The organism is Bradyrhizobium sp. IC3195, from assembly GCF_020193585.1.
In the GTDB taxonomy this organism is placed as follows: domain Bacteria; phylum Pseudomonadota; class Alphaproteobacteria; order Rhizobiales; family Xanthobacteraceae; genus Bradyrhizobium; species Bradyrhizobium yuanmingense.
The window spans coordinates 1-26,996 of sequence record NZ_JADYVG010000031.1 but is presented as its reverse complement, the minus strand read 5'-3'; the positions used below and the strand labels follow the sequence as shown (position 1 = coordinate 26,996).

Here is a 26,996-nt window from a genome sequence, read left to right as displayed (position 1 = left end):
GCCTTTCCCTCAGGACGGCGAGGAAAACGCCTGCTCGATCCGCGCCGCGAAGGAGATCAGGCGCTCCTCGCTGTGCGGTGGGCCGACGACCTGCAAGGAGACCGGCATGCCGGCCCCATCGCGGCCGGCGGGCACCGCCAGCGCAGGGCAGCCGAGGATCGACCAGACATAGGTGATCATGATCCAGTCGATGTAGATCTTCGATGCGGTCCCCTCGATCTCGGCCGGCCACATGATCTCGACCGGAAAGGGCGCGACCTGCACGGTCGGGCAGATCAGGATGTCGATGTCGCCGAAGAAGTCCTGCATGCGGCGATAGATGGCCGCGCGCTGCTCCATCGCGGCCGCGATGTCTGTTGCGGAGAGGCTTTCACCATGGGCGATGTCGCCTGCCACCTCGGGCGTGAAGGCCGCGCGCGATTGCGGCCAAAGTCTGCTCCAGGTGGCAAGATAGGCGAGACCACGTAGCGCGCGGATCACGCGCGGCAGCCCGGCGAGATCAGGGGCGGTCTCGCTCATCCTGCAGCCTGCGGGTTGGAGCCGGTCGATCGCGCCGCGGAAGGCGGAACGAATGTTCCGATCGACCGGCAACAGGCCGAGATCCTCGGACACCGCTATGCGCCCCGCCCATCCGGGTCGTGCGGCGGCGTTGCGGAACGATGCGGGATGCTCGCGCGACAACAGATCGGGCGGATGGAAGCCGGCCATCGCATCCAGCATCAAGGCAAGATCGGGAATCGTCCGCGCCATCGGTCCCTCGACGAAAACGGTGTCGAACGGATCGGAGAGCGGCTTTCTCGGCACGAGGCCCGGTGTGGGCCTCAGCCCCGCAACACCGCAAAATGCGGCCGGCGTGCGCAGGCTGCCGCCGACATCATTGCCATGGGCGAGATAGACCTGATGCGCGGCCAGCGCCGCTGCCGATCCGCCGGAGGAGCCGCCCGCGGTCAGCGCAGGAAAGAACGGATTGCGCGTCGCGCCGAACAGCGCGTTGGTGGTGTTGGCGCCGCCGAGCTCCGACAGATTGCTCTTGCCCACGACGATGGCGCCATTGCGCTGGAGACGATCGATCGCGGGATTCGATACCTCGGGGGCGCCGCGGGCCGTCAGCGCGCTGCCGCCGCTGGTCGGCACGCCTGCGACATCGGTGTTGTCCTTGACCGCGAGCGGAAGCCCGCAGAGCAGGGGCCAGTCCTCACCGGCCGCCTTTTTCTCCATAAGCCGCCGTGCTTCACCCCGTGCGGCCTCGAAGCAGCGAACCGGAATCGCGTTGATTCCCGCATCCGTCGCTTCGATCCTGTCGATCGCGGCATCGACCACGTCGAGCGGCGACAGATGGCCTTTGCGAATCTCGGCAATGGCGTCGACGGCGGACAGCGCAAGAATGCCGGTGGAAGGCGCAAGGCCGGGCGCATCACTCATCTCTATGTCCGGATCGCGGCGGTGGACCCGCGCACCACCAGCGCCGGCTGAAGCTGGATCGATCTCGCCTCTCCCTCGACGCCGGAACGTCCCTCCGAAACTCGCGACAGCAGGGTCGAGACCGTGGTTTGGGCAATCGCCTCGGATGGCTGCGTCACGATGGTCATGCCCGGCCGCACCAAGCCGGCCCACGGAGGCTCGTCAACCGCGATGACGGAGAGGTCGTCGGGAATGGTGAGCCCGCTCTCGGCAATGGCACGAAGCAGTCCGAGCGAAAGATGATTGTTGGTGGCGAAGATCGCGGTCGGTCGCTGTGCATGCCGCAGGAGCCGCATTGCGGCGGCATGGCCGGCGGCCTCGGAGAAATTGTCCTTCTCGATCAGCCGTTCGTCGAGGGTGGTGCCGCGCGAGGCCAGGCCGCTTCTGAGGCCATCGAGGCGGTGGCGCGCGATCTGATGCTCGGGCGATCCCATGATCACCGCGATGCGGCGATGGCCGAGATCGTCGAGATGTTCGGCCGCGAGCCGTCCCAGCGCGACATTGTCGGTCGTGACCGAATCGAGGTCGAGCCCCTCGATGCGTCGGTCCACCAGAATGCCCGGCATCGGCAAGTCCGCCAGCGCGGCCTGGCGTCCGCTCCAGCCGCGCCGGGTCGGGATGACGATGACGCCGTCGGCGCGCTGCGACAGCAGCATGGCAAGATGCCGCTCCTCGCGCCCGGGGTCTTCGGCACTGTTGCAGAGAATGACGGAATAGCCCGCGGCGCTCGACAGCCGCTCGATGCTTTCGATGAGCTTCAGGAAGTAGGGATTGGCGAGGTCTGCCACGAGCAGCCCGAGGATGCGCGTTGCGCCGCTGCGCAGGCTGCGGGCGCTGGCATGCGGTGCATAGCCGAGCTTGCGTGCTGCCGCATTGACGCGCGCCTGGAGGAGCTCGCTGACCTTGCCCGACCGGTTGAGCGTCTTCGACACGGTGGCCACGGAGACACCGGCGAGCCGGGCGACCTCGTGGATAGTGGGCAACGGCCCTGCCGGCATCAACCATTCTCCTGTTAAACGTTTTTGTATTGGTTGGATTGACTGGAGGCAAGCCAAAAGAGCATGAGAAATGTACAACACCGTTGCGATAGACCAGCTTCCGTGCTTCATTAGAAAAACGTTTAATTACAGCCAGGGAGGCAATGGTGCGTGGGCTGGATGGCGTCCGGCGATGGCCGGTCCGCATTTGCAGGCGCTCGTCATGACCGGCTATGTGGTCGGTCGGCTGTTCGCGGCCATCCCCGTGCTGCTCGCCGTCGCGGTATTCGTCTTTCTGCTGCTCAGCCTCGTGCCGGGTGATCCCGCCGTGCTGATCGCCGGTGACTTCGCCTCGCCGCCACAGGTGGAGGCGGTGCGCCAGGCGCTCGGACTCAATCTGCCGCTGCTGCCGCGTTTCCTCGCATGGGCCGGCCGCATCCTGAGCGGCGATTTCGGCCTGTCGCTGTTCAGCCGCATCCCGGTCTCGCAGCTCGTCGCGCAGCGGATCGAGCCGACGCTGCTTCTCTCTCTCATGACGATCACGATCGCGGTCGTCGTAGCCGTGCCGCTCGGCCTCGTCGCCGCCTATCGTCCGAGGGGGCTCGTCGCGCGCCTGACCATGGCGGGGGCGGTGCTCGGCTTCTCATTGCCGGTCTTCGTCGTCGCTTTCGCGCTTGTCTATACGCTCGCACTCGGCCTGCACTGGTTTCCGGTGCAGGGCTATAAGCCGCTGTCGCAGGGCGTGCTGGCCTGCCTGCATTCGCTCGCGCTGCCCGCGATCTCGCTGAGCTTCCTCTATATCGCCTTGATCGCGAGGGTGACGCGCGCTGCGGTGCTGGAGGTGCTGCGCGAAGATTATGTCCGCACCGCCCATGCCAAGGGGCTCGCGGCCCGCAAAATCATCGTACGGCACGTGCTCAGCAATGCCGCAGTCCCGATCATCACGGTCGTCGGCATCGGATTTGCCGCGCTGCTTGGCGGCGTCGTCGTTACCGAGACCGTGTTTTCCATTCCCGGCCTCGGCCGGCTGACCGCAGACTCCATTCTCCGGCGCGACTATCCGGTGGTGCAAGCCCTGATCCTGCTGTTCGCCTTCGTCTATGTCGTCGTCAATCTCGTGGTCGACATTCTCTACGCCGTCGTCGATCCGCGGATCCGGTACTGATGCAGGACGAGCCGATGGCGATGACCCACGCAGCAGAAGGGCTCGATGCGCCGGACATCGGTGTCAACCGGTTTGCGCAGATCGCGAGCCTGCCGGTTCGCCAGCCCATACTGGCTCTGAGTTGCGTTCTGCTGCTCGCCTTTGGCGTGACGGCCGTCGTGAGCCCGTGGATCACCGCGGATCCCGCTGCGCTGGATCCGCTGAACCGGCTTCAACCGCCGTCGCCGGCGGAGCCCTTCGGCACCGATCAAGTCGGACGTTCCGTGTTTGCCCGCGCGCTGGTGGGAACGCGGGTTTCGCTGTCGGTCGGCATTGCCGTTGCTGTTCTCACCACGCTGATCGGCGTGTGCATCGGTGTCATCGCCGGTTATTTCCGCAGCGTCGACAAGATCGTAATGCGCGCGATGGATGCGGTGATGGCGATCCCCGCGATCCTGCTCGCGATCGCACTCGTGGCGCTGATTGGCGCTTCGCCCATCGTGATCGTCACGGCGATCAGCCTCCCGGAAATTCCCCGCATGGCGCGCGTGGTGCGCGCCAGCGTTCTCAGCTTGCGCGAACGCGTCTATGTCGAGGCCGCCATCACTTGTGGCGGGCGTACCGTGACCATCCTGCATCGTCACATCCTGCCCGGCGCTGCCGGGCCGATCATGGTGCAGTCGACCTACGTCTTTGCCTCCGCGATGATCCTGGAATCGATCCTGTCGTTTCTCGGTGCAGGCACGCCGCCCGACGTGCCGAGCTGGGGCAACATGATGTCGGAGGGACGGCAGTTCCTGCAGATCGCGCCGTGGATTCTCGGCTTCCCAGCCTTGATGCTGGCGATGACGGTGCTCGCCGCCAACCTGCTCGGCGATGCGCTTCGCGACCTGCTCGATCCGAGCTTTGCGGGAGGCGAGATGCGATGAGTACGCCGCTGCTCTCCGTCGAGAACCTCTCCATTACACTCAACACGCGAGGCACCCCGGTGCCGCTCGTCCGCAACGTCTCGTTTGCGATCGATCCGGGTGAAACGCTGTGCCTCGTCGGCGAGAGCGGCTGCGGCAAGAGCCTGACCGCGCTCTCCATCATCGGCCTGCTCAACCGAAGCGTCATGCAGGTCGCTTCCGGTCGCATCCTCTTCGAGGGGCGCGATCTCGTCACGCTCGGGGCCGAGGATCTGCGCAAGCTCCGGGGCGACCGTCTCGCCATGGTGTTTCAGGAGCCGATGACGTCGCTCAATCCGCTGCTGCGGGTCGGCGAGCAGATCGCGGAGGTGATCGTCGAGCATCGTGGCGTGTCCGAGGCGGACGCGCGGCGGCAGGCGGTCGGATTGCTCGATCTCGTCCGCATTCCGGATGCGCGGCGACGGGCCTCCGAATTTCCGCACCAGCTTTCCGGTGGCATGCGGCAGCGCGTGATGATCGCGATGGCGCTCGCCCTGCGCCCTGCATTGCTGATCGCCGACGAGCCGACCACCGCGCTCGACGTCACCATCCAGGCCCAGGTCTTGACCCTGATCGACGATCTGCGTCGCGAGTTCGGCACGTCCGTGCTCCTGATCACGCACGATCTCGGGGTCGTCGCGGAAATGGCCGACCGGGTCGTCGTGCTCTACGCCGGCAGCATCGTCGAGCAGGCCGGCGTCAACGGCATCTTCGATGCCGCGGCCCATCCCTATACGCGCGGCCTGCTTGGGGCGATCGGCCAGCTCAACAGCGGCATCCGCGATCGTCTCGTCGAGATTCCCGGCAGCGTGCCGAGCCCGGTCTCGCTCGGCACGGGCTGCGCCTTTCGCCAGCGCTGCGGCGCGGCGATGCCGGTGTGTCACTCGGAGCCGCCGTTGTTGTCGGGCGCTGACGAGCACCTGACGGCATGCTGGCTGGGCAAGGCCGGCGCGATGGTGCCGGCATGAGCGCCGTCCTCGAGGTCTCAGGTCTGACCCAGATCTTCACCTCACGGCAGGGGCCGTTCGGATTGTTCGGCCGGCGCGATCTTCGCGCCGTCGACGACGTCAGCTTCGTCGTCGCGCGCGGACGTACCTTCTGCCTCGTTGGTGAAAGCGGCTGCGGCAAGACCACGATCGGCCGCATGGTCGTGCGCCTGTTGCGGCCGACGGCCGGCTCGGTCCACATCAATGGCGAGGACTTCGGCAATCTCTCCGGCGAGACGCTGCGCAGGAAGCGCCAGCAGGTGCAGATGGTGTTCCAGGATCCCTTCGCCTGCCTCAACTCGCGCATGACCGCGGCGGAGATCGTCGAAGAGCCCTTGCAGAATTTCGGCATCGGCGATGCGGTGTCGCGACGGCGGAAGGTCGCGCGTCTGTTCGACCAGGTCGGACTGCCCCAACATTTTCGCGCACGTCTGCCGCATCATCTGTCGGGCGGACAGCGGCAGCGCCTCGGCATCGCGCGGGCGCTCGCCGCGGATCCCGCGCTGATCGTCGCGGACGAGGCGGTCGCGGCGCTGGACGTGTCGATCCGCTCCCAGATCCTGAATCTCCTGAAGGATGTCCAGCGCGAGATCGGGATCTCCTATCTGTTCATCTCGCATGATCTCGCCGTGGTGCGCTATCTCGCGGACGACGTGGCGGTGATGTATCTCGGCGCCATCGTCGAGCAGGGGCCGGCGAAGGCCGTATTCGCTGCACCGGCGCATCCGTATACGCGGGCGTTGATCGATTCCGTCCCTGCGGTCCACCCGCGCAACCGGCGCCGCCGCGCGGCTCTCGAAGGCGAGGTGCCGAGTGCCGCTTCGCTGCCGTCCGGATGCCGCTTTCGCACGCGCTGTCCGTTCGCGACGGACATTTGCGCGCAAGCGGCGCCGGCGATGACTGAAGTCACGCCCGGCCATGCCGTCGCCTGTCATCACGCAGGATCGCTGCCACGCTTCGGCGCGCCGGGTCCGGGCCGGGCCGTAGCCCCCGACGCAGTTGCCTAGAAACAGAAAACGGGAGGAGTATCAAATGAGATCGCCGAACGGAATATTTGCGGTCATGATGGCGGCAGGCTGGCTGGGTGCAATATCGCCTGCCGTTGCGGAGACGGTGCTCAAGATCCGCCCCTTCGGCGATCTCAAGCAGATCGATCCCGTGATCACGTCCGACTATATGGTTCGTAACCACGGCTATATGGTGTACGACACGCTGTTCTCACTGGACGAGAAGCTCGTCGCGCAGCCGCAGATGCTGGAGTCCTTTGCGGTCGGCAGCGATCAACTCACCTACACCTTCACGCTGCGCGGCGGCCTGACCTTCAGCAACGGCCAGCCGGTCACCGCGGAGGATGCGGTCGTATCGCTGAAGCGCTGGTGGCAGCGCGATGGCCTTGGCCAACAGCTTGCCTCCGTCAGCGACAGCCTGACGGTCAAGGACGAAAAAACCTTCGAGCTGAAGCTCAAACGTCCTTGGGGGCTGGTGATCGAGGCGCTCTCCAAGCCGAGCTCCAACGTGCCCTTCATCATGCCGAAGGGGATCGCTGCGACGCCGGCGGACACCGCCATCACGGATGCGACCGGCTCGGGTCCCTTCATCATGAAGAAGGACGAGTGGGTTCCGGGCTCCAAGGTCGTTTACGTCAAGAGCCCGTCCTACAAGTCGCGCGCGGAGCCGGCGAGCGGGCTTGCCGGCGGCAAGCTCGCCAAGGTCGACCGGGTCGAATGGCATTACATCCCGGATGCGCAGACCGCGCTCAATGCACTCCAGGCCGGCGAGATCGACATTTTCGAGGAGGTGCCGCCGGACTTCCTGCCGACGCTTGCCGGCAATCCCGACATCAAGACGATGCCGCAGGACACGCTCGGCATGCAGATGGTGTTCCGCATGAACATTTCGGTCCTGCCGTTCAACAATCCAAAGGTCCGGCAGGCGATCAGCTACATGATCGACCAGGACAAGTTCGCGCGAGCCTATGTCAGCGACCCCAAGCTCTACAAGAGCTGCCCGAGCTTCTACATGTGCTCGTCACCCTATTTCACGGCCGCCGGCTGGACCAAGCCCGATATCGAAAAAGCCAAGAAGCTGATTGCCGAGAGCGGTTATGACGGTACGCCGGTCGTGGTGCTGCATGCGACCGAAAGCGGGCCCACGAATACGTTCAGCCTCGTTGCCGAGCAGTTGATGCGTCAGATCGGCCTCAAGGTCGAGCCGCAGGCGATGGACTGGGGCACGTTGGTCGGACGGCGCGCGTCCAAGGAAACCGTCGACAAGGGCGGCTGGTCGCTGTTCATGTCGGGACCGACCGGCGCCGACATGTTCGAGCCGGTCGGCCACCTTGGGCTGCGCGCAAACTGCGACAAGGCCTGGTTCGGCTGGCCTTGCGACGAGCAGATCGAAAAGCTGCGCAACGAATTCGCGTTGGCGACAGATCCCGAGCAGAAAAAGAAGATCGCAGCCGACCTCCAGCTCCGCGCCGTCGACTATGTGCCGTATTGGCCGGCTGCACAGCTCTATCTGGTGCGGGCGGTACGCAGCAACGTTGACGGCCTCGTAAAGGGAGCGGTCCCGGTCTACTGGAACATCACCAAGAAGTAGTGCGATCCGGCACGGCGCCGGAGGAACCAATCGCTCCCAGCAACATTCAAATGGAGGGTTCGACGCGGGCCCGGGTTGCGCGCGCCTCCATCGTCTCGGCGTCCGTGACGTCGCCTCTGGCGATGGGGGAATCGTGGGTACGGTCATAGAGAACTTGCTGATGCGGAAGCAGAAGCTGGTGGAACAGCTCGAACAGGCGCCATCGGTGGAGGATCGCGACCGAATCGAGCACCAGCTCGAGCAGATCAACACCGCGCTGGATTTTCTGGACAGGCCGGGATCGAAGGAGGAGCGGTAGACGCGCTCAATCCACCTTCAGCGCCGTGGCATAGACCATTCCCGAATTCGTGATGTGCGTCGTCATCAGGCCTTCGAAGGCGGCGAACTCGCCGCGCGCGAACAGATCGAGCAGCTTGCGGTGCTCGTCGAAGGACGTGCGGGTGCGCACGTCGATCGGCGAGGTCAGATTGGTGCGCAGCGCGGCGACGCGGCCGGAGACGAGCTGATAGGATTCGGCGAGATAGCGGTTGCCGCAATGGGCGAACAGCGCCTCGTGAAAAGCGGTGTCGGCGCGGCCATAGGCGATGTTGTCCTTTGCCCCGACGGCCGGCTCCATCGCCGCGATCGCCGCGCTCATGGACGCAATCGCGCCGTCGCGGTCATTGCGGAAGGCGAGCTCGGCGGCCTTGGGCTCGAGCGCAATGCGGAAGGTGCAGAGCGCATGGATGTCGTCCGCACTCGGCGTGAAGACGAAGCTGCCGACCTGGGGTCGGATCACCACGAGTCCCTGCGCCTGCAGCTGGCCCATGGCCTCGCGCACCGGTGTGCGGCTGACGCCGAAGGAATTGGCCACCATCTCCTCGGAGATGGCAGCGCCTAACGCGAACTCGCCGTCGATGATGGCCTGGCGCAGCCGCAGCATCACCCGCTGCGACAGCGATTTCGGCGTATCGAGCTTGAGCGATCGCATCGTGCGTTCAGATCACCTTGCCGGGATTGAGCAGGTGATCGGGGTCGAGCGCCGCCTTGAGCGTGCGCATCAGCGCGATCTCGGCCTCGCCCCTCGCATGGCCCAGCCATTGCTTCTTCAAGGTGCCGATGCCGTGCTCGGCGGAGACGCTGCCGCCGAGCTCGCGGACCAGACCGTAGATGATCGCGTCCATCTCCTCCTTCGGCTGCTGCGCGACGGAAAGGCCGGTGACCCAGGCGACGAGATGCAGATTGCCGTCGCCGATATGGCCGTAGTAGACACTCTCGCAACCCTTGATGCCCGAAGCGAGCGCGGCCTTGCAGCGCGTGACGAACTCGTCCATGCGTGCCACGGCAAGGCCGATGTCGTAGGAGATGTGCGGCCCCAGCACCTGGCCGAACTCGGCGCAGATGTCGCGCACGCGCCAGAAGGCCTGCGTCTGCGCCAGCGATTGCGCCACCGCGGCATCCGCCAGCAGCCCGCGCTCCATCAGCTCCTCGAGCCAGCTCTCAAAGCGCGGCGCATCGATGCTCTCGTCGGTGCCCTGCGCTTCCACCAGCACGTAGAGACCGTGGCCTGGGGCGACCGGCGGCTCCACGCCGGCGCGATTCGTGATCACGTCCCAATAATCCGGCCACATCACCTCGAAGGCGGACAGCAGCGGGCCGAGCCCTGAGCGCGCGGCGTCGAGCAGCGCGATCACCGCGGCATAATCCTTCAGCGCGCACAGCGCGGCCATGGTCGAGCGCGGCTTCGGGAACAGCTTTAGCACCACGCGGGTGATGATGCCGAGGGTGCCTTCCGAGCCGATGAACAGATGCTTCAGGTCATAGCCTGCATTGTTCTTCATCAGCTTGTTGAGGCTGGTGATGATGGTGCCGTCCGGCAGCACCACTTCGAGACCAAGCACCAGCTCGCGCGTCATGCCGTAACGGATCACGCGGTTGCCGCCGGCGTTGGTCGAGAGATTGCCGCCGATCGCGCAGGAGCCGCGCGAGCCGAGATCGAGCGGAAAGAAGAAGCCGGCTTCGTCGGCCGCCTTCTGGATCGTCTCCAGCGGCGTGCCGGCTTTCACCGTCATCGTCATCGAGGCGCGATCGATCTCCTCGATGCCGGTCATGCGCTCCAGCGAGATCGCGACCCAGCCTGCTTCGGGCGAAGCGCCGCGGCACAGTCCGGTCAGTCCGCCCTGCGGCACGAACGGCAGATGCGCCTGCCGGCAAGTCGTAATCGCGTCGGCAACGCCCTGCGCATCGACGGGGCGGATCACCGCGCGCGGCGTCTGCGGCAGGCTCGCGCTCCAGTCGTTGCAATTGCGCGCCGGCACATCTGTGCCAACAAGCACTGCCAGCGCGCCGAGCCTGTCGCGCAACGCGCCGAGCAATTGGTCGGGGCGTCCGGTGGGGGTCACCATGTTCATGCGAGACCTCCTCAAGATCGGGCCGCGCACATGGCGCGGAGGATTTGCATGAACGTTGTATGTAAGGTACAAGACCAAAAGTAAAGTGAAAACAAGGTCTCGGCAAGCGCGAAAGATCGTTGAAGATCAGCGGCTTGGCCGGGTGCGGCAGCAAAGGGTGGTGTGATGGCCGAGGCAATTTGCGGGTTCTGGGTGGCGTCGGCGACGCCGCTGGCGACGGACGGCAGTGTGGACGCCGCCAAGCTCGCGTCTCACGCCAAGCACCTCTTCGGCAAGGGCGTCGACGGCGTCGTGCTGTTCGGCACCACCGGCGAGGGGACCTCATTCAACGCCGCCGAACGGATTGCGACGATCGAAGCGATGCTCAAGGCCGGGGTCGCGGCGGAGCGCATCGGAATCGGCGGCGGCTTTCCGGCCATCACCGACAGCATTGCGCTGACGCGCGCCGTGCTCGGCCTCGGCCTGCGCCACGTGTTGCTGCTGCCGCCCTATTTCGATCGGAGTGTCACGCATGAAGGCATCGAGGACGCCTTTGCCGCCATCATCGACGGTGTTGCCGACGATCGCCTGCGCGCCTCGCTCTACCACATTCCGCAAGTCTCGGGCGTTGCGATCCCGACGACAGTCGCCGCAAGCCTGCGCAAGCGCTACGGCCAAGTGGTTGCCGGTCTGAAGGACTCCAGCGGCGACTTCAAGCAGTTCCAAGCATTCCGTGCCGCCGCGCCCGAGCTCGCCATCACCGTCGGCAGCGAACCCGACATCGCCCGCGCGATCGCTGCGGGCGGCGCCGGCACCATCTGCGGCATGGCCAACATTGCGCCGGAGCTGGTCAAGGCGATGGTTGACGGCAAGAACGTCGAAGCGCGCATGCAGGCGGCGGTCGACGTCGTGCTGAAGACGCCCTCCCTTGTCGCAACGCTGAAGGCGATCCTTGCGGCGCAGACCGGCGATGCAGGTTGGTTGCGCGTGCGTCCGCCGCTCCGCGCTTTGTCGGACGGCAGTGCGTTCAAGCGGAAGCTCGACGAGTTGATCGCTCCCGCCATCGCGTGATCGTGAAATATCGGGCCACGATTTCGCGTGCAGCGTGTCATGCGCGGTGCACCGGCAATTCATGATTGCTGTTCAGCATCCGCCTCCTCTTAGAACAATTCAACACTAGAGCGATTCAAGCCCGGCTACGGTTCTCCTTGATCGCGGCGGCTGTTACAGGCGCACACTTCAATGCTCCTGACTTGAAGTGGAATGAAAGTGCGTGCCTTCGTGGATGGCCAACGTGACAACGGCCATCGAACTCGTGCCGGCAAGAGCCGTGCAGGTCTTCTCATGGGAGCAGCGGTGCTGCTCATCGAATATCCCTCCATCACGACGAGCGCACAGGCGCAATCGGCTCTGCCGCCGGTGACGGTGGAGGCGCCGGCGCCACGACCGAAGCCGGCACGTGCATCGGAGCAGTCGTCACGCCGCGCGCAAACGGCGGCGCGCCGCCAGCCCAGCCGCAATCCCGCACCCGCGGCGCCGACGCTGTCGGAGCGCGCCGCTGCCGTAGCCGCCGCACAGGAAGCCGCAAAGCTCGGCTACCGCGCGATGCCGAGCGCGACCACGCTGCGCAGCGGCGCCTCGCCGCTCGACACCTCGCAGGCCGTCAACGTCGTGCCCGCGCAGGTGCTGAAGGACCAGCTCCCGCGCAACATCGACGACGCGCTGATCAACGTCTCCGGCGTCACCCAGACCAACACGCTCGCCGGCACCCAGGACGCGGTGATCCGCCGTGGCTTCGGCGACAACCGCGACGGCTCGATCATGCGCAACGGCATGCCGCTGGTGCAGGGCCGCAGTCTCAATCCTGCGGTCGAAAGCGTCGAGGTGCTGAAAGGCCCGGCCTCGCTGCTCTACGGCATCATGGATCCCGGCGGCATCGTCAACACCATCAGCAAGCGGCCCGAGCTCTATCAGCACGGCTCGGTCACGCTGCTCGGCTCGGCCTTCAGTGCCTCCAAGACCGGTGCCGACGGCCTGCTCGACGTCACCGGTCCGATCGGCGACCAGGGGCTCGCCTATCGTTTCATCGGCTACGGCGTCAGCGAGGATTATTGGCGGAATTTCGGTCGCCACCGTGAGATGCTGGTTGCGCCCTCGCTCGCGTGGTACGGCCAGGACACCACGGTGCAGCTGAACTACGAGCACCGCGAGTTCATCTATCCGTTCGACCGCGGCACCGCGTTCAATCCGGTGACGAAGGCGCCGCTGGCCGTGCCCGCTACGCGCCGACTGGATGAGCCTTTCAACAACACCTGGGGCACGTCCGATCTGATCCAGGCTTCGGTCGAGCACCGCTTCAACCAGGATTGGAAGCTCTACGCAGGCTACAGCTACAACACCGAAACCTTCAGCGCCAACCAGCTCCGCATCACCGGCATCAATTTCACGACCGGCGTCGAGACGCGCAGCAACGACGGCACGGGAAGCTCGCTGAGCAATGTCAGCTATGGGACATCCTATGTCTCGGGCGGCTTCTGGCTCGGCGACATGCGCAACGAGGTGCTATTCGGCGGCGACGGTCAGTATCGCACGATCTATCGCGACGTCTTGATCCGGCAGACAACTCCCGCCTTCAACGTCTACGATCCTGTCTATGGGCTGATCGGGCCTGGAACCAGGGTGTCGAACCCCGACAGCGCCCAGACCGACAAGCTTGGCCAGTGGTCGCTGTTCTTGCAGGACACGCTGCATCTGACCGAGCGGTTCGCACTGGTCGGTGGTGTGCGCTATATGGACTACGATCAGATCGCCGGACGCGGAAAGCCGTTCAACACCAACACAAACGTGTCGCAAGACAAGGTGCTCCCGCTTGGCGGCGCGATTTTCAAGCTGACCGACCAGATCTCGCTTTATGCGAGCTACACCGAATCGCTGAAGCCGAACTCGACGATTGCGCCGATCGGCGTGGTGATCGACTCCAGGGTCGCGCCCGAGGAGGGTGTGTCGTACGAGACCGGCGTGAAGTTCGACATCAACCAGCGCATCTCCGGGACCGTCGCATTCTACGACCTCGACAAGAAGAATGTGCAAACGACGAAGACGAACAGCGCGGGCGTGGTGGAGCTTCACACCGTCGGCCGCGCTCATTCGCGCGGCCTCGAAATCGACGTCACCGGCAGGCTCACCGAGAGTTGGGCATTGATTGGGAGCTATGGCTATACCGACGCCCGCGTGACGGCCTCCGAGGATCTGACGTTGCTCGGCAAGAAGCTGCAAAACGTCGCCTTGAACACCGCTTCGCTCTATCTGGTCTACGACTTCGGCACCGCATTGCCCGGCCAGCTCCGTCTCGGCGGCGGGGCGCGCTATGTTGGCGACCGCCCCGGCGATTCGATCAACAGCTTCTTCCTGCCGTCCTATGTCGTCGCAGACCTCTTTGCGACTTACGAGACGAAACACGAGCAGTTTCCGGTGGTGTACCAGGTGAACGTCAAGAACCTGTTCGACACGGTCTACTATCCCTCAGCCGTGAATAATTTAAACGTCGCTATCGGCGACGCGCGCCGGGTGTCTCTCTCGGCGACGGTGAAGTTCTAGCCATGGCCGCGCGGCCCGGGCACATGATCAAAACTGTCCTGCTCCAGGTCCATTCCATCGCAGGCCTGGTGCTCGCGCTGCTGCTAGCCTTGATCGCGCTGACCGGCGCGATCATGAGTTTCGAGGACGAGATCGTCGATCATCTCAACGCCGGCATCATGCATGTCGTGCCACGCGAGATGCCGGCGCTGATGCCGGACGAGCTGGTCGCGCGGCTGAAAGCGGAGCAGGGTTTCAGCCAGGTCTCGGCCGTCATGTTGTCGAGCGATCCGACTGCGGCCGTGCGGGTCCGCTTCGCGCGCGACGAGCAGGGCGAGCGGCCGAATTCGCTCTATGTCGACCCCTATGATGCGCGCGTGCTGGGTGCGCCGCGCGGCGAGGCGTTCTTCGCGACGGTTCGGAAGCTGCATCGCTGGCTGCTGATCCCTGGCGATGCCAAGGGCTGGGGCCGCCAGATCACCGGTGTGGCCGCGCTCGGCCTGATCGTCATGCTGGTCTCGGGCCTCGTGCTGCGCTGGCCCCGCCGCGTGCGCAGCGTGAAGATGTGGCTCAAGCCCAATCTCGGTCTCGGCGGACGCGGGCTGCATCGCTCGCTGCATGCGGTGATCGGCACCTGGGTTCTTCCGGTCTATCTGGTGATGACGCTCACGGGCCTGTGGTATTCGTTCGACTGGTACAAGGACGGCGTCGTCTGGCTGCTGTCGCGTCCAGAAGTCTCTGCCGCGAAGATGCAGCCAAGAATGTCCGCGAAGGCGCCGCGTGCGGCGGCCCGTTCCGAGCCGGCCCAGCCGATCGGGTTCGACCTGGCGTGGACGACGTTCCGGCGTGAGGAGGGCGACCGCTTCGCCAGGGCTTGGCTGACGCTGCCGCCGGGGCCTGGCACGGCGATACGGATCCGGTCTTGGGGAAAGGACTCGGCGCTCGATACTACGCGCGATGAATTCCGCATCGATGCCGTCACCGGTCAGGTCGCCTCCACGGAACGTTACGCCGACAAGACGTTCGGCGAGAAGATCATCGCCAACGTGCTCGATATCCATCGCGGCGCGGTCCTGGGCTGGCCCGGCAAGCTCGCCTTCATGATTGCTGCGGCACTGATGCCGCTGTTCTCGGTCACCGGCATTTTGCTCTATCTGTCGCGCCGCAAGCTGCGGCGCCCGGCGCAGCCGCCGCTTGGGCGGCTCGTTCCGGGCGAGTGAGTTGCAGCCGAAGAGGCTAGCCAACACCTCGACAATCGTTCAAAAGCCCGTGGCACGTCCTTGTCAGGTTTTCGCCATGAAGCTTCCGACCGTCACCCCCGCCGATATCCGCCGCGCCCTGCTCCTGCGCGAAGAGATCGCGCTGCTCGATCTCAGATACGAGGCTGCCTTTGCCACCGGCCATCCGCTGTTCGCCGCCAACATGGCCGCCGACCGGATCGCGATCGAGGCCGAGGTGCGGCTGCCGCGCAAGGACGTTGCGATCGTGCTTTATGATGACGGCGAGGGGCTGGTTGCGACCTGCGCCGAGCGTCTGGCTGCACTCGGCTACAGCAATGTCAGCGCACTCGAGGGCGGGCTGAAGGCGTGGCGCGATGCGGGCTTCGAGATTTTCGAGGACGTCAATTCCTATTCCAAGGCTTTCGGCGAGCTGGTCGAGTCGCGTCGCCACACGCCCTCGCTGAGTGCCGATGAGGTGGCAAAGCTGATCGCCGACAAGGCCAACATCGCCATCCTCGACGTCCGCCGCTTCGACGAATATGCGACCATGAACATCCCGGGCTCGGTCAGCGTGCCCGGCGCGGAGCTGGTGCTGCGGGCAGGCCAGGCCGCGCCCGACCCTGAAACCACCATCATCGTCAATTGCGCCGGCCGCACCCGCTCCATCATCGGCACCCAGTCGCTGATCAATGCCGGCGTGCCCAACAAGGTGCGGGCGCTGCGCAACGGCACCATCGGCTGGACCCTGGCGCGCCACGGGCTCGATCACGGCGCCGACAGGCGCGGCGCGATCGGCCCGTTCGAGGGCGGCCCGGCCAATGCCCGCGACGTCGCCTATCGCGCCGGTGTCCGCCATATCGGAGCGAACGAGATGGCGGCGCTGGTCGCAGAAACCCATCGCACGCTGTATCGCTTCGACGTGCGCGGTGCCGAGGACTATGCGGCCGGGCATCTTCCCGGCTTCCGCCATTATCCCGGCGGCCAGCTCGTGCAGGAAACCGACATGGCCGCGCCCGTGCGCGGCGCGCGCATCGTCCTGACCGATGACAGATGCGTCCGCGCCGACATGACGGCGTCCTGGCTGGCGCAGATGGGTTGGGAAGTCTATGTGCTCGAGGGCGGCTATGATTGCGCGCTGGAAATCGGTCCACCGCAAGTCTTGCCGAGGCCCGACCCGGCCCACCGCTACCGCCGTCCCTATGAAGGCACCGATGTGGCCGAAGCTGCGATGCAGGCCTATCTCGATTGGGAATACGGCCTCGTCGAGCAGCTCCGCCGCGACGGCACGCACGGGTTCTATGTGATTTGACCGAGCTCTGGGATGCCAAGCGCATCCTCGGCTCCGGCCGTCTTCTCCCCGTATCCGTTCCCTATTGTGCTGCGCACCGCCCGCGGTCTATGTGCGAAGGCAAAGCTGCCATCTACGGAGATGCCATGTCCGCCCCAGGCCAAAGCCCTGAGCGAAGCGCCAAGGCGCTGCTGCTCGAAGGCGTCAATGATAGCGCTGTCGACCTGTTCGCGAGCGCCGGCTTCACCAATGTCGAACGGCTGACCAAGGCGCTGGACGGCGCGGATCTGCGGCACGCGCTCGAGGGCGTGTCGCTGCTCGGCATCCGTTCGCGCACGCAGATCACGGATGAGGTTCTGGCGGCGGCCGGCCAGCTTCTCGCGGTCGGCTGCTTCAGCGTCGGCACCAACCAGGTCGATCTTTCGGCGGCGCGCAAGCGCGGTATTCCCGTCTTCAACGCCCCGTTCTCCAACACGCGCAGCGTCGCCGAGCTCGTCATCGGCGAGATCGTGATGCTGCTGCGGCGGATCTTTCCGCGCTCGGTGTCGGCCCATGCCGGGGGCTGGGACAAATCGGCGGCGGGCAGCCGCGAGGTGCGCGGCCGCACGCTCGGCATCGTCGGCTACGGCAATATCGGCTCGCAGCTTTCGACGTTGGCCGAAGCCATGGGCATGCGCGTGATCTATTTCGACCGCACCGACAAGCTTCGCCACGGCAACACCGAGCCGGTCGAGAAGCTGGAAGATCTGCTGGCGCAGAGCGACGTCGTCAGCCTGCACGTGCCGGAGACGCCGGAGACTGCGGGCATGATCGGCGAGAGGGAGCTGCGGGCGATGAAGCCGGGCTCGTTTCTGATCAACAACAGCCGCGGCACCGTGGTCGATCTCGATGCGCTGGCGCGTGCCTTGCGCGACGGTCATCTCGCCGGTGCGGCCGTCGACGTCTTTCCCGTCGAGCCTTCGTCGAATGCCGATCGTTTCAATAGTCCCATTCAGGGCATCGAGAACGTCATCCTCACCCCCCATATCGGTGGGTCGACTGAGGAGGCGCAGGAGCGCATCGGCGGCGAGGTCGCGCGAAAACTGGTCGACTATTTCATTACCGGCTCGACGATGGGCGCGGTCAACTTCCCGGAGGTGCAGCTGCATCTTCGTCCCTCCGGTGCACGCTTCAGCCATGTCCATCGCAACGTGCCCGGCATGTTGCGGCGGCTGAACGAGGTCTTCCTTCAGCGCGACATCAACATCGCCGCGCAATATCTGGAGACCGCCGGCGACCTCGGCTACGTCGTGCTCGACGCCGATCTCGGCGGTCAGGATTCCGGCGAGCTGCTGCGGCAGATCCGCGGCCTCGAGGGAACGGTCGGGGCGCGGCTGGTATTCGAGCACTAAACCGCCCACGTTCCGGTTGCATCTTGCGGCCGGTGCTCCCACACTGCGGTCGAATTCGACGTGTTCCAATCGCGTCGAATTTGAGCTTCAGTTGCGTGAGTGTCCGCCATGGAACGGGACGCCGTACTGATTGATCTCGCGCTGCAGGGCGGCGGTTCGCATGGCGCCTTCTCCTGGGGTGTGCTCGACCGTCTTCTGGAAGAGAAATGGCTGGAGATCACCGCGATCTCCGGAACCTCCGCAGGCGCGATGAATGCGGCGGTCCTGGCGGACGGGTGGACGGCCGGCGGCGCCGAGGGGGCGCGTGAGGCGCTCGACCGATACTGGCGTCGTATCTCGAAGGCCGCGGCCTTCAGCCCGCTACAGCGCTCTCCGCTCGACCGCTTGATGGGGCGCTGGACCCTCGATACGTCGCCGTTCTACATCCTCACCGATTTGATGTCGCGTGTGCTCTCGCCCTACGACCTCAATCCTACCGGTTACAATCCGCTGCGCGCGGTGCTGGCCGAGAGCATCGATTTCGAACGGCTCGTGCGCTCGCCGATCCAGCTATTCATCACCGCGACCCGGGTACGCACCGGGCGCGGACGTATCTTCCGCAACGCGGAGATCACGGCCGACGTGCTGCTGGCATCGGCCTGTCTTCCAACCATGTTCCGCGCGATCGAGATCGACGGCGAGCCCTATTGGGACGGCGGCTATGCCGGCAACCCGACCATCACGCCGCTGGTCCGCGAAAGCGACGCGCATGACACCATTCTCGTCCAGATCAATCCGACCGAGCGGCCGGAGCAACCGCGGACGGCTGCGGAGATCCTCAACCGTCTCAACGAAATCTCCTTCAACTCGCCGCTGATGAAGGAGCTGCGCATGATCGCGCTGCTGCGCCAGGCGGCCGATCCGGGCAGCGGCGAGGGCGCGCGCTGGGCGAAGATGCGCACGCACCGGATCAAGAGCGACATGCTGGCGAAGTTCGGGGCCTCCTCGAAGCTCAACGCGGAGTGGGAGTTCGTCTCGATGCTGCGCGCCGAGGGACGCATGGCCGCGGACAACTTCCTCGCCGAGCACGGCGCGGAGATCGGCCGCCGCTCGACCGCCGATCTCGATGTCCTGCTGTCGGAGTGCTGAGGCATGGGTCTCCTCGGCCTCCTCGTCGGACTCGGTCTGCTCGTCCTATTCGCCTTCCGCGGTTGGAGCGTCCTGCTGCTCGCGCCGTTCGCCGCACTCATTGCTGCGTTGTTCGGCGGTGAGCCGCTGCTCGCGAACCTGACCCAGGTGTTCATGGTGAACGCGGCGGGATTTCTGGCGCAGTTCTTTCCGATCTTTCTGCTTGGTGCCGTCTTCGCCAAGTTGATGGACGACAGTGGCGCGGTGACGTCGGTCGCCGGCTTCATGGCGGAGCGCCTCGGCGAACGCCGCGTGATCCTGGCGGTCGTGCTCGCCGGCGCGCTGGTCACCTATGGTGGTGTCAGCCTGTTCGTTGCGTTCTTCGTCATCGTTCCAATGGCCCGCTCGCTGTTTCGTGCCGCTTCGATTCCGCGTCGTCTGATCCCGGCCGCGATCCTGCTGGGAACGTCGACCTTCACCATGTCGGCCCTACCTGGCACGCCGTCGATCCAGAATGCGATTCCGATGCCGTTCTTCGGCACGACGCCGTTTGCCGCGCCGGGCCTCGGCATCGTCGGCTCGCTCATCATGCTCGGCGCGGGATTGTGGTGGCTGCATCGCGCCGAAGCTGCGGCGCGCCGCGCCGGGGAAGGCTATGGCGACGACGCCGAGGGCGCGATCGAGCAGGCCGCTGCTGACGAGCTCGTGCGCGAGCGCGCGACGACTGCCCGCGAGTTCGATCCGGCGGAGCTACAGCACGGTCATCGCAGCGAGCGGCCGTCGCCCGTGCTGAACGCCATGGCGCCGCTCGTCGTTGTCGTGACCGTCAACTTGGTGATGTCGCTGGTGGTGCTGCCGCGGCTCGATGTCAGCTATCTCGCCGAGCCGCGCTTTGGCGACACGACGCTTGCGGCGGTCGCAGGCGTGTGGTCGGTCGCGGTGGCGCTGGCTGCCGCCATCGTCACGACCATCGCGCTGAACTGGGCGCGCCTGCCGGTGCTGCGCCGGACCATGGACGCCGGGGCCAATGCGTCGGTCCTGCCTGCGTTCAGCGTCGCCAGCCTCGTCGGCTTCGGCGCCGTCGTGGCCTCGCTGCCGGCGTTCACGATCGTGCGCGACTGGGTGCTGGCGATCGAAGGGGGACCGCTGGTCTCGCTCGCCGTCGCGACCAACATCCTGGCCGCGCTGACCGGGTCGGCGTCGGGCGGCCTGACCATCGCCCTCGATGCTCTCGGCCCGACCTATGTCGAACTTGCCGCGCGGCACGGCATCGACCTTGCGCTGATGCATCGCGTGGCGGTGATCGGCGCGGGAACGCTGGACATCCTGCCGCATAACGGTGCGGTGGTCAGCCTGCTCGCGATCTGCGGCCTGACCCATCGCGACAGCTATTTCGATATCGTCATGGTCGGTATCGTGACCTCGCTCCTGGCGCTGCTGGCGGTGATCGCCCTGGGCACTGCGCTGGGCTCGTTCTGACGGAAAGCCGGCGTCAGCGATTGACGGACGGGCGAAGGTTGCATTGAATGCGGCCAAGTGCCGAACGCAACAGGACAAGCCGGGTGGAAACGATGAAGCGCAACAGAGCGAAGCTGTGTGCATGGCTGGTGGGCACTGCGGCCGCAATGAGCGCGAGTGGTGCCTTAGCGGCAACGCTGGCCGAAGACGCCGAGACCGTCTGCAAAGGCCTCGTCGGCGGCGCTGACGCCGTGAAGATCGATTCCGCGACCTTGCAGGCGCCTTCCCAATTGGCCGTCGCCGAGCGTGGGCCGACGCCATCGGCACGCATCACGCCGGCCAATCCGCGCTTCTGCAAGGTGCTCGGCCATATCGATCCCACCGATCCCACGGCGCCCCCGATCAAATTCCAGATCAACCTTCCCGTCGAATGGAACGGTCGCTCGCTGCAATATGGCGGTGGCGGCTTCAATGGTGTGCTGATCACGGGCCTTGCGCTGCCGCCGGCCTACCCCTTCGACAAGCCCTCGCCGCTGGCGCGCGGCTTCGTCACCTACGGCACCGACTCCGGCCACGAGACCAAGCAGGGCGAGCCGCCGCAGGTCTTTGCGCTGAACGACGAAGCGTTCGAGAATTTCGCCCATCGCGCCTACAAGAAGGTGCGCGACGCTGCGGTCGGGCTGATGCAGCGTGCCTACGGCAGGAAGCCGGAGAAGCTGTACTTCATGGGCTCGTCAGAGGGCGGCCGCGAAGGCCTCGCCATGGCGCAGCGCTATCCCGATGATTTCGACGGAATCTTCGCCCGCGTGCCCGTGATCAACTGGGTCGGACTGCAGCATGCCGGTACGCGCTCGGGTCTCGTCACCATGGGCGAGGGCTGGATCAACCCGGCGCAGGTCAAGCTCGTAGGCGAGGCCGTGCGCGCGGCTTGCGACAAGCCCGACGGCTCCGACGATGCGCTGGTGCAGGATCCCGTCGGCTGCAAGGCCGCCTTCAAGGTCGAGACGCTGCGCTGCGCGGCCGGCAAGAGCGGTGACCAGTGTCTCACCGATGCACAGATCAAGGCGGTGAACACGCTGCACTCCACCTATAAATTCCCCTTCGCGCTCGCCAATGGCCTCGACGATTATCCGGGCTGGGGCGTCTCCGGCGAGGACATCCCCGCGGTCGGGCCGACCGGCGGCTGGGTCTCCTGGTGGCTCGGCACCGCGGCGCCGGCGCAGCCGCCCGCGCCGAACAACGGCATCGCCTGGATCTACGGCGCCGGCGGCATCCAATATGTCTTCGCGCGCGATCCGAAGCTCGACGTCACCACCTACAAGGTGGAAGAGCACAAGGCGCGGCTGCTCGAAGTGTCCAGCCTGATGGATTCCACCGATCCCGATCTCAGTCGGTTCCGGGCGCGGGGCGGCCGGCTGATCGTGCTCGAGCACATGGCCGACTACGCCCAGAGCCCCTATGCCGGCATCCGCTACTTCGAGAGCGTCGAGCGCAAGATGGGCAAGGCCGAGACCGCGGAGTTCGCGCGCCTCTACACCGCGCCCGGCGTCGACCATGTCGGCTCCGGCGCGCCCGCCAATGTCGACATGCTGAGCGTGCTGGTCGACTGGGTCGAGAATGGCAAAGCGCCCGGCGACTTAGAGGTCAGGGAGCAGAAGGTCGAGGCGCCGTCGTTTGCCGCGACGCGCGCGCTGCCGCTGTGCCGCTGGCCGGCCTGGCCGCACTACAAGAGCGGCCCGGTGACGGAAGCGGCGAGCTTCACCTGCGCGCCGTAACCAAGAGGGCCCGTTTGACAACGCGCCTGCGTTTCACTATCTATTTCGCATGCGAAATAACGACGCCGACGCTCGGCATCCCCGGCTGATCTACTTGCTGAGTGTCGCCCAGCGCCGGCTGCAGCGCTGGATGGCGGCGCGGCCCGAGAGCGAGGTGACGCCGGCGCAGGCGGGGCTACTGTTCATCCTCGGCAAGCAGGATGGCGTGCTGATGGGCGAGGCGGGGGCGGCACTCGACATGGGGCCGGCTGGCATTTCTGGTCTCGTCGACCGGACGGTGGCTGCGAAGCTGGTCGAGCGGCGGGCCGACCGCGAGGACGGCCGCGCCTTTCGCATCTGGTTGACGCCGAAGGGGCGCACCGCGCTGGCGCAGGCCAAGACCAGCGCGGCGGAGGTCAATGCGGCGCTGACGGAAGGTTTCACGGCCGCGGAAATCGACATCGTCGCACGCTGGCTGACGAGCATTCAGGACAAGTTTCCAAGACGTTCAGACGAATAACACGGAGCAGACTAATGACCGAGCAGGTCCGGATCGAGAACAGCGGCGGAATCCTCACCCTCACGCTGGCACGTCCCGACAAGAAGAACGCGCTGACGGATGCGATGTACGGCAAGCTCGCCGATGCGATCGAATCCGCCGAGTTCGACCCGTCCGCCCGCGTGATTCTGATCCGCGGCGAGGGCGACATGTTCACCGCCGGCAACGACGTCGGCGAGTTTGCGGCGGTCGCGGCCGGCAAGTCCGAAGGCAGCCGCAACGTGGTGCGCTTTATCCAGTCGCTGGCGCGCTGCACCCGGCCGCTGGTCGCGGCCGTGCAGGGCCGTGCCGTCGGCGTCGGCACCACGATGCTGCTGCATTGCGACCTCGTCGTGCTCGCCGACAACGCGCAATTGTCGACGCCGTTCGTCAGCCTCGCGCTGGTGCCTGAAGCCGCTTCCAGCCTGTTGATGCCGGCGCGCATCGGCTACGCCCGCGCCTACGAGATGTTCGCGCTTGGCGAAACCGTGCCGGCCAGGTCGGCGCTGGAATGGGGACTCGCCAACCGCGTGGTGCCGCTCGATAGGCTCGACGCCGAAGCGCTTGCGCTGGCGCAGCGTCTCGCCCGCCAGCCCGCCGGGGCCCTCATCGCGACCAAGCGGCTGATGCGCAACGGCGAGGCGCTGGTCGCGCAGATGCAGGCCGAAGGCGAGCAGTTTGCGCAGCGCCTGCGCACCACTGAGGCGCGTGAGGCGTTTACGGCGTTTGCGGAGCGCCGCCCGCCGGATTTCACCAGAATAGGATAGTATTCCGAATGCGTGCAGGTTGGACCGTTTCGATTCAACTCAAACCTTAACGAAACATTGGCACGTGGCGGTGCAAGGTGGCCTCTCCGGAGAGTTAGGCCCCTTGACCCATGTCCATTTTTAAGAAATCGGTAAGCACGCTTCTCCTGGTCCTGATGACGCTGCTGGCGGCCGGCGCGCTGACCAGCACGGCCATCCAGATGGTCGGGGCTTTCGGCCGCTACAGCGACAGTCTGGAGACCGAGCGGCTCGCGAATGCCGACAAGTCGATCTTCCATGGCGTGGTTGCCCTGCGCAGCAATCGTGGCGATGCCCAGAGCGCCCTGCTCGGTGAGGACGATCCGCGCGCCAAGCTCGGCGTTGCCGAGAAGGCGGAACAGGCCGGCTACGATGCCATCAGCGCGGCGCTCTCTACCGTCGAATTCGCCCGCCGCGACGAGCTCGCCAGCACGCTGAAGCAGCGCTGGAGCGAGGCCGCGCCAAAATTCCAGTTGTTCTACGACGAGGCCAAGCTGCCGCGCGCCGAGCGCAAGCTGGAGCGGACCGCGCCCTGGTACGATGCGGTCACCAAGGTGATCGAGACCGCCAATCTCGCGTCCACCGCGGTGTCGAACCGCGCCTGGATGAACGATCCTTACATCGCCCGCATGATCCAGGCCCGCCGCCTCGCCTGGCAGGTGCGCGACCGCTACGGCATCCAGTGCTCGACCCTGCGGCCGAACGTCAACGCCAGCAAGCCGCTCGACGATGCCCAGAAGCAGACCGTGGCCGGATGGAACGGCGTCGTCACCGCCGGCTGGACCGGCATGGAGGAGCTGCTGGCTGCGCCTGACGTGCCGGCCGACCTCGTCAACACGGCCAAGGAGGCGAAGGCCAAGACCGACGGCGCTCTCAAGCAGATCGGCGAGCTCACCAAGGGCTTGGATGGCAGCGGCCGTCCCGCGATGCCCGCTTCGGAATGGAACGCGTTGTGCCAGGCTCCGTTCGCCTCCATCGTCGCGGTCGCGAGCAAGGCGCTGGACCTGTCGATCGCGCACGCGGAGGCGGTTCAGGCCAAGGCCCTCACCAATCTCATCGTGCAATCCTTCGGCTTCCTGCTTGCACTGGCCGTGACTGTCGCGGGCGTGTTTGTGGTGCGCAACCGGCTGATGCGCCCGGTGCGCGCCATCCTCGACGCCATCGCCCGCATCAGCGCCCGCGACTATGCGACGCCGGTGCCGCAATCGCGGCATCCCGACGAGTTCGGCACCATGGCGGCTGCGCTCGAAAGCCTGCGCGAGAGCGCGGCGACCGCGGAGCGGCTGGGTAAGGAACGCGAATCGCAGCAGGCGCTTCAGCTCGCCCGCTCCGGCACCGTCGATGCCGCCTGCCGCAGCTTCGACGACACGGTGCAGGCGGTGATCCAGAGCGTTGCGGCCTCGACGCGGGAGCTCGACGGCACCGCTAGCGGCGTGCGCTCGCTGGTCTCGGAATCGAGCAGCCAGACCGCGGCGGTCTCCTCGGCAGCCGAGCAGGCCACCAACAATCTCGAGACCATCGCCGCCGCGACCGAGGAGCTCTCCGCATCCGTGGGCGAGATCTCCGCGCAGGTGCAGTCGAGCGCGCGCGAGGCCCGCGAGGCCGTGGCGCAGGCCGAGCAGACCAACGCGACGGTCGAGATTCTCGATCAGACGGCCAGTCGCATCGGCGAGGTCGTGAAGATGATCAACGCGATCGCGGCCCAGACCAATCTGCTGGCATTGAACGCCACCATCGAAGCCGCGCGCGCCGGCGAGGCCGGCCGCGGCTTCGCGGTGGTTGCAGGCGAGGTCAAGAGCCTTGCGGCGCAGACCGCGACGGCGACGGAAGAGATCTCGCGCCAGGTCGAGGAGATCCAAGGCGCGACCGGCCAGGCGGTCGCCGCGATCCGGTTGATCGGCGGCGCCATCGGCGGCATCGACGAGAAGATGACGGCGATTGCCGCCGCGGTCGAACAGCAGCGCGCGGCCACGACGGAGATCTCGCGCAACTTCCAGCAGGCGGCCCAGGGCACCCGCGAGGTCACCGATACCATCGGCAGCGTCGCCAGGCTCAACCAGGAGACCGGCAATGCCGGGACGGTGCTGTCGGAGTCCGTCAAGAAGATGTCGGCGGACGCCGATCGTCTCCGCGTCGCGGTCGAGAGTTTCCTGGGCGCCGTGAAGAGCGCCTGATTTTCGTACTCTTTCCATCGGACGTCGCGCGGGCATTGCCGCAGCTCGGCACTGCGGGTACATCTGTGCCGCCTCGCTCCCACGGGCGCGGCGGCAGACGCAAGACACATCAGGGATGGAGAGTTCGATGCCGGTCACCCCACACAAGGCCCAACGCCCCTATCGCGGCGTGTTCCCGGTCGCGCCCACCATCTTCGACGAGCGCGGCGAGCTCGACCTCGAGGGTCAGCGCCGCTGCATCGATTTCATGATCGATGCCGGCTCGCACGGCATTTGCATCCTCGCCAATTTCTCCGAGCAGTTCGTGCTCACCGATGCCGAGCGCGACACGGTGATGCATGCGGTGCTGGACCATGTGGCCGGCCGGGTTCCCGTGATCGTCACCACCACCCATTTCAGCTCGGCCGTATGCGCCGCGCGCAGCAAGCAGGCGGAGGCGGCCGGCGCCGCCATGGTGATGGTGATGCCGCCCTATCACGGCGCGACCTTCCGCGTCCCCGAGAAAGGCATCGTCGAATTCTTCAAGGTGCTCTCCGGCGCGATCAACATCCCGATCATGATCCAGGACGCGCCGGTTGCCGGCACGCCGCTGTCGGTCGAGTTGCTCGCGCGGCTGTCGCGCGAGTTTTCCAACATCCGCTATTTCAAGATCGAGGTGCCGGGCGCGGCCTCGAAGCTCCGCAGCCTGATCGAGGCGGGCGGCAAGGACATCGAGGGCCCCTGGGACGGCGAGGAGGCGATCACGCTGCTCGCCGATCTCGACGCCGGCGCCACCGGCGCCATGACCGGCGGCGGCTATCCCGACGGCATCCGCCAGATCATCGATCCCTATTTCGCGGGCGATCGCGAAAAGGCGAAGGCCGCCTATGAGCGCTGGCTGCCGCTGATCAATTACGAGAACCGCCAATGCGGCCTGATCGCCTGCAAGGTGATGATGCAGGCCGGCGGCGTGATCAAGTCGGAGGCGGTGCGCCATCCGCTGCAGCCGCTGCATCCGGCGACGCGCGCCGGGCTATTGGAGCTCGCCAAGGAGCGCGACGCGTTGGCGCTCAGGTGGGGGAAGTAATTCTCTCCCCCGTCATTGCGTGAAGCTGTCGTAGGACCTCCTAGCCTTGGTCAAGAGGTTTCATGCCTTAATGCAACAGAGTAGCGCAGTGCTCACCGCTGTCCAGGACGCTTCGCGCCGGCTACGCCGGTGCCGATGGCATCCTGGACAGCGGCTG

At 66.0% G+C, this 26,996-nt stretch carries 22 protein-coding genes; 18 read left to right on the top strand and 4 right to left on the bottom strand.

Annotation, left to right across the window (positions count from 1 at the left end):
- Positions 1–9 precede the first annotated feature (9 nt).
- Both I6F09_RS34465 and I6F09_RS34460 read right to left on the bottom strand, forming a co-directional pair.
- Complete coding sequence (locus I6F09_RS34465) at positions 10–1,422, bottom strand: amidase (protein ID WP_225190010.1); 1,413 nt, start codon at positions 1,420–1,422, stop codon at positions 10–12.
- Positions 1,423–1,424: 2 nt separating this feature from the next.
- Positions 1,425–2,459, bottom strand: coding sequence for a LacI family DNA-binding transcriptional regulator (locus I6F09_RS34460; protein WP_225190009.1), 1,035 nt, complete (start codon positions 2,457–2,459; stop codon positions 1,425–1,427).
- A 202-nt stretch (positions 2,460–2,661) separates the two neighbouring features.
- Here I6F09_RS34460 and I6F09_RS34455 point away from each other — a divergent pair, with 202 nt between their 5' ends.
- The 6 genes from I6F09_RS34455 to I6F09_RS34430 all read left to right on the top strand — a co-directional run bounded on the left by I6F09_RS34455 (position 2,662) and on the right by I6F09_RS34430 (position 8,411).
- Positions 2,662–3,603 (top strand): ABC transporter permease, encoded by a 942-nt coding sequence (locus I6F09_RS34455; RefSeq protein WP_225190025.1) that lies wholly within the window; start codon positions 2,662–2,664, stop codon positions 3,601–3,603.
- Entirely contained in the window at positions 3,603–4,511 is a 909-nt protein-coding gene (locus tag I6F09_RS34450; RefSeq protein ID WP_051057167.1) for an ABC transporter permease, read from the top strand. Before I6F09_RS34455 ends, I6F09_RS34450 begins: the two co-directional genes overlap by 1 nt.
- A complete protein-coding gene (locus I6F09_RS34445; protein WP_225190008.1) occupies positions 4,508–5,497 on the top strand; it encodes an ABC transporter ATP-binding protein in 990 nt (329 codons plus the stop codon). Before I6F09_RS34450 ends, I6F09_RS34445 begins: the two co-directional genes overlap by 4 nt.
- Entirely contained in the window at positions 5,494–6,522 is a 1,029-nt protein-coding gene (locus tag I6F09_RS34440; RefSeq protein ID WP_225126955.1) for an oligopeptide/dipeptide ABC transporter ATP-binding protein, read from the top strand. The genes I6F09_RS34445 and I6F09_RS34440 overlap by 4 nt, the downstream gene beginning before the upstream one ends.
- 25 nt (positions 6,523–6,547) lie before the next feature.
- Entirely contained in the window at positions 6,548–8,113 is a 1,566-nt protein-coding gene (locus I6F09_RS34435; RefSeq protein ID WP_225190007.1) for an ABC transporter substrate-binding protein, read from the top strand.
- 160 nt (positions 8,114–8,273) lie between these two features.
- On the top strand, positions 8,274–8,411 hold the full coding sequence (locus I6F09_RS34430) for a hypothetical protein (RefSeq protein ID WP_162130853.1): 138 nt from the start codon (positions 8,274–8,276) through the stop codon (positions 8,409–8,411).
- A gap of 6 nt (positions 8,412–8,417) precedes the next feature.
- Here I6F09_RS34430 and I6F09_RS34425 read toward each other — a convergent pair whose 3' ends face one another.
- On the bottom strand, positions 8,418–9,083 hold the full coding sequence (locus tag I6F09_RS34425) for a GntR family transcriptional regulator (RefSeq protein WP_225113404.1): 666 nt from the start codon (positions 9,081–9,083) through the stop codon (positions 8,418–8,420).
- A gap of 7 nt (positions 9,084–9,090) precedes the next feature.
- Positions 9,091–10,503, bottom strand: coding sequence for an FAD-binding oxidoreductase (locus tag I6F09_RS34420; protein ID WP_225190006.1), 1,413 nt, complete (start codon positions 10,501–10,503; stop codon positions 9,091–9,093).
- 165 nt (positions 10,504–10,668) lie between these two features.
- On the opposite strand from I6F09_RS34420, the gene I6F09_RS34415 reads away from it, so the two are divergent.
- From I6F09_RS34415 to I6F09_RS34360, 12 genes are all read left to right on the top strand, one after another.
- Positions 10,669–11,553, top strand: coding sequence for a dihydrodipicolinate synthase family protein (locus I6F09_RS34415; RefSeq protein ID WP_225190005.1), 885 nt, complete (start codon positions 10,669–10,671; stop codon positions 11,551–11,553).
- 192 nt (positions 11,554–11,745) lie between these two features.
- Positions 11,746–14,079, top strand: a complete 2,334-nt coding sequence (locus I6F09_RS34410; RefSeq protein ID WP_225190004.1) for a TonB-dependent siderophore receptor — start codon at positions 11,746–11,748, stop codon at positions 14,077–14,079.
- Between the two features lie 2 nt (positions 14,080–14,081).
- Positions 14,082–15,278 carry a PepSY-associated TM helix domain-containing protein gene (locus I6F09_RS34405; RefSeq protein ID WP_225190003.1) on the top strand — a complete coding sequence of 399 codons (1,197 nt, stop codon included), beginning with the start codon at positions 14,082–14,084 and terminating at the stop codon, positions 15,276–15,278.
- A gap of 76 nt (positions 15,279–15,354) precedes the next feature.
- Complete coding sequence (locus I6F09_RS34400; protein ID WP_225190002.1) at positions 15,355–16,587, top strand: rhodanese-like domain-containing protein; 1,233 nt, start codon at positions 15,355–15,357, stop codon at positions 16,585–16,587.
- A 125-nt stretch (positions 16,588–16,712) separates the two neighbouring features.
- The gene (gene serA, locus I6F09_RS34395) at positions 16,713–17,957 is read left to right on the top strand and encodes a phosphoglycerate dehydrogenase (RefSeq protein WP_036014487.1); all 1,245 of its coding nucleotides are present in this window, start codon (positions 16,713–16,715) and stop codon (positions 17,955–17,957) included.
- A gap of 108 nt (positions 17,958–18,065) precedes the next feature.
- Positions 18,066–19,085: a patatin-like phospholipase family protein gene (locus I6F09_RS34390; protein WP_225140558.1), complete on the top strand. Its 1,020-nt coding sequence runs from the start codon at positions 18,066–18,068 to the stop codon at positions 19,083–19,085.
- Between the two features lie 3 nt (positions 19,086–19,088).
- A complete protein-coding gene (locus I6F09_RS34385) occupies positions 19,089–20,543 on the top strand; it encodes a GntP family permease (RefSeq protein WP_225190001.1) in 1,455 nt (484 codons plus the stop codon).
- 92 nt (positions 20,544–20,635) lie between these two features.
- A complete protein-coding gene (locus tag I6F09_RS34380) occupies positions 20,636–22,297 on the top strand; it encodes a tannase/feruloyl esterase family alpha/beta hydrolase (protein ID WP_225190000.1) in 1,662 nt (553 codons plus the stop codon).
- A 49-nt stretch (positions 22,298–22,346) separates the two neighbouring features.
- Positions 22,347–22,796: a MarR family winged helix-turn-helix transcriptional regulator gene (locus tag I6F09_RS34375; protein WP_225189999.1), complete on the top strand. Its 450-nt coding sequence runs from the start codon at positions 22,347–22,349 to the stop codon at positions 22,794–22,796.
- A gap of 14 nt (positions 22,797–22,810) precedes the next feature.
- Positions 22,811–23,581 (top strand): enoyl-CoA hydratase, encoded by a 771-nt coding sequence (locus tag I6F09_RS34370; protein WP_225189998.1) that lies wholly within the window; start codon positions 22,811–22,813, stop codon positions 23,579–23,581.
- A 110-nt stretch (positions 23,582–23,691) separates the two neighbouring features.
- Positions 23,692–25,773, top strand: a complete 2,082-nt coding sequence (locus I6F09_RS34365; protein WP_225189997.1) for a methyl-accepting chemotaxis protein — start codon at positions 23,692–23,694, stop codon at positions 25,771–25,773.
- A gap of 127 nt (positions 25,774–25,900) precedes the next feature.
- Entirely contained in the window at positions 25,901–26,839 is a 939-nt protein-coding gene (locus I6F09_RS34360) for a dihydrodipicolinate synthase family protein (RefSeq protein WP_036026912.1), read from the top strand.
- Positions 26,840–26,996 lie beyond the last annotated feature (157 nt).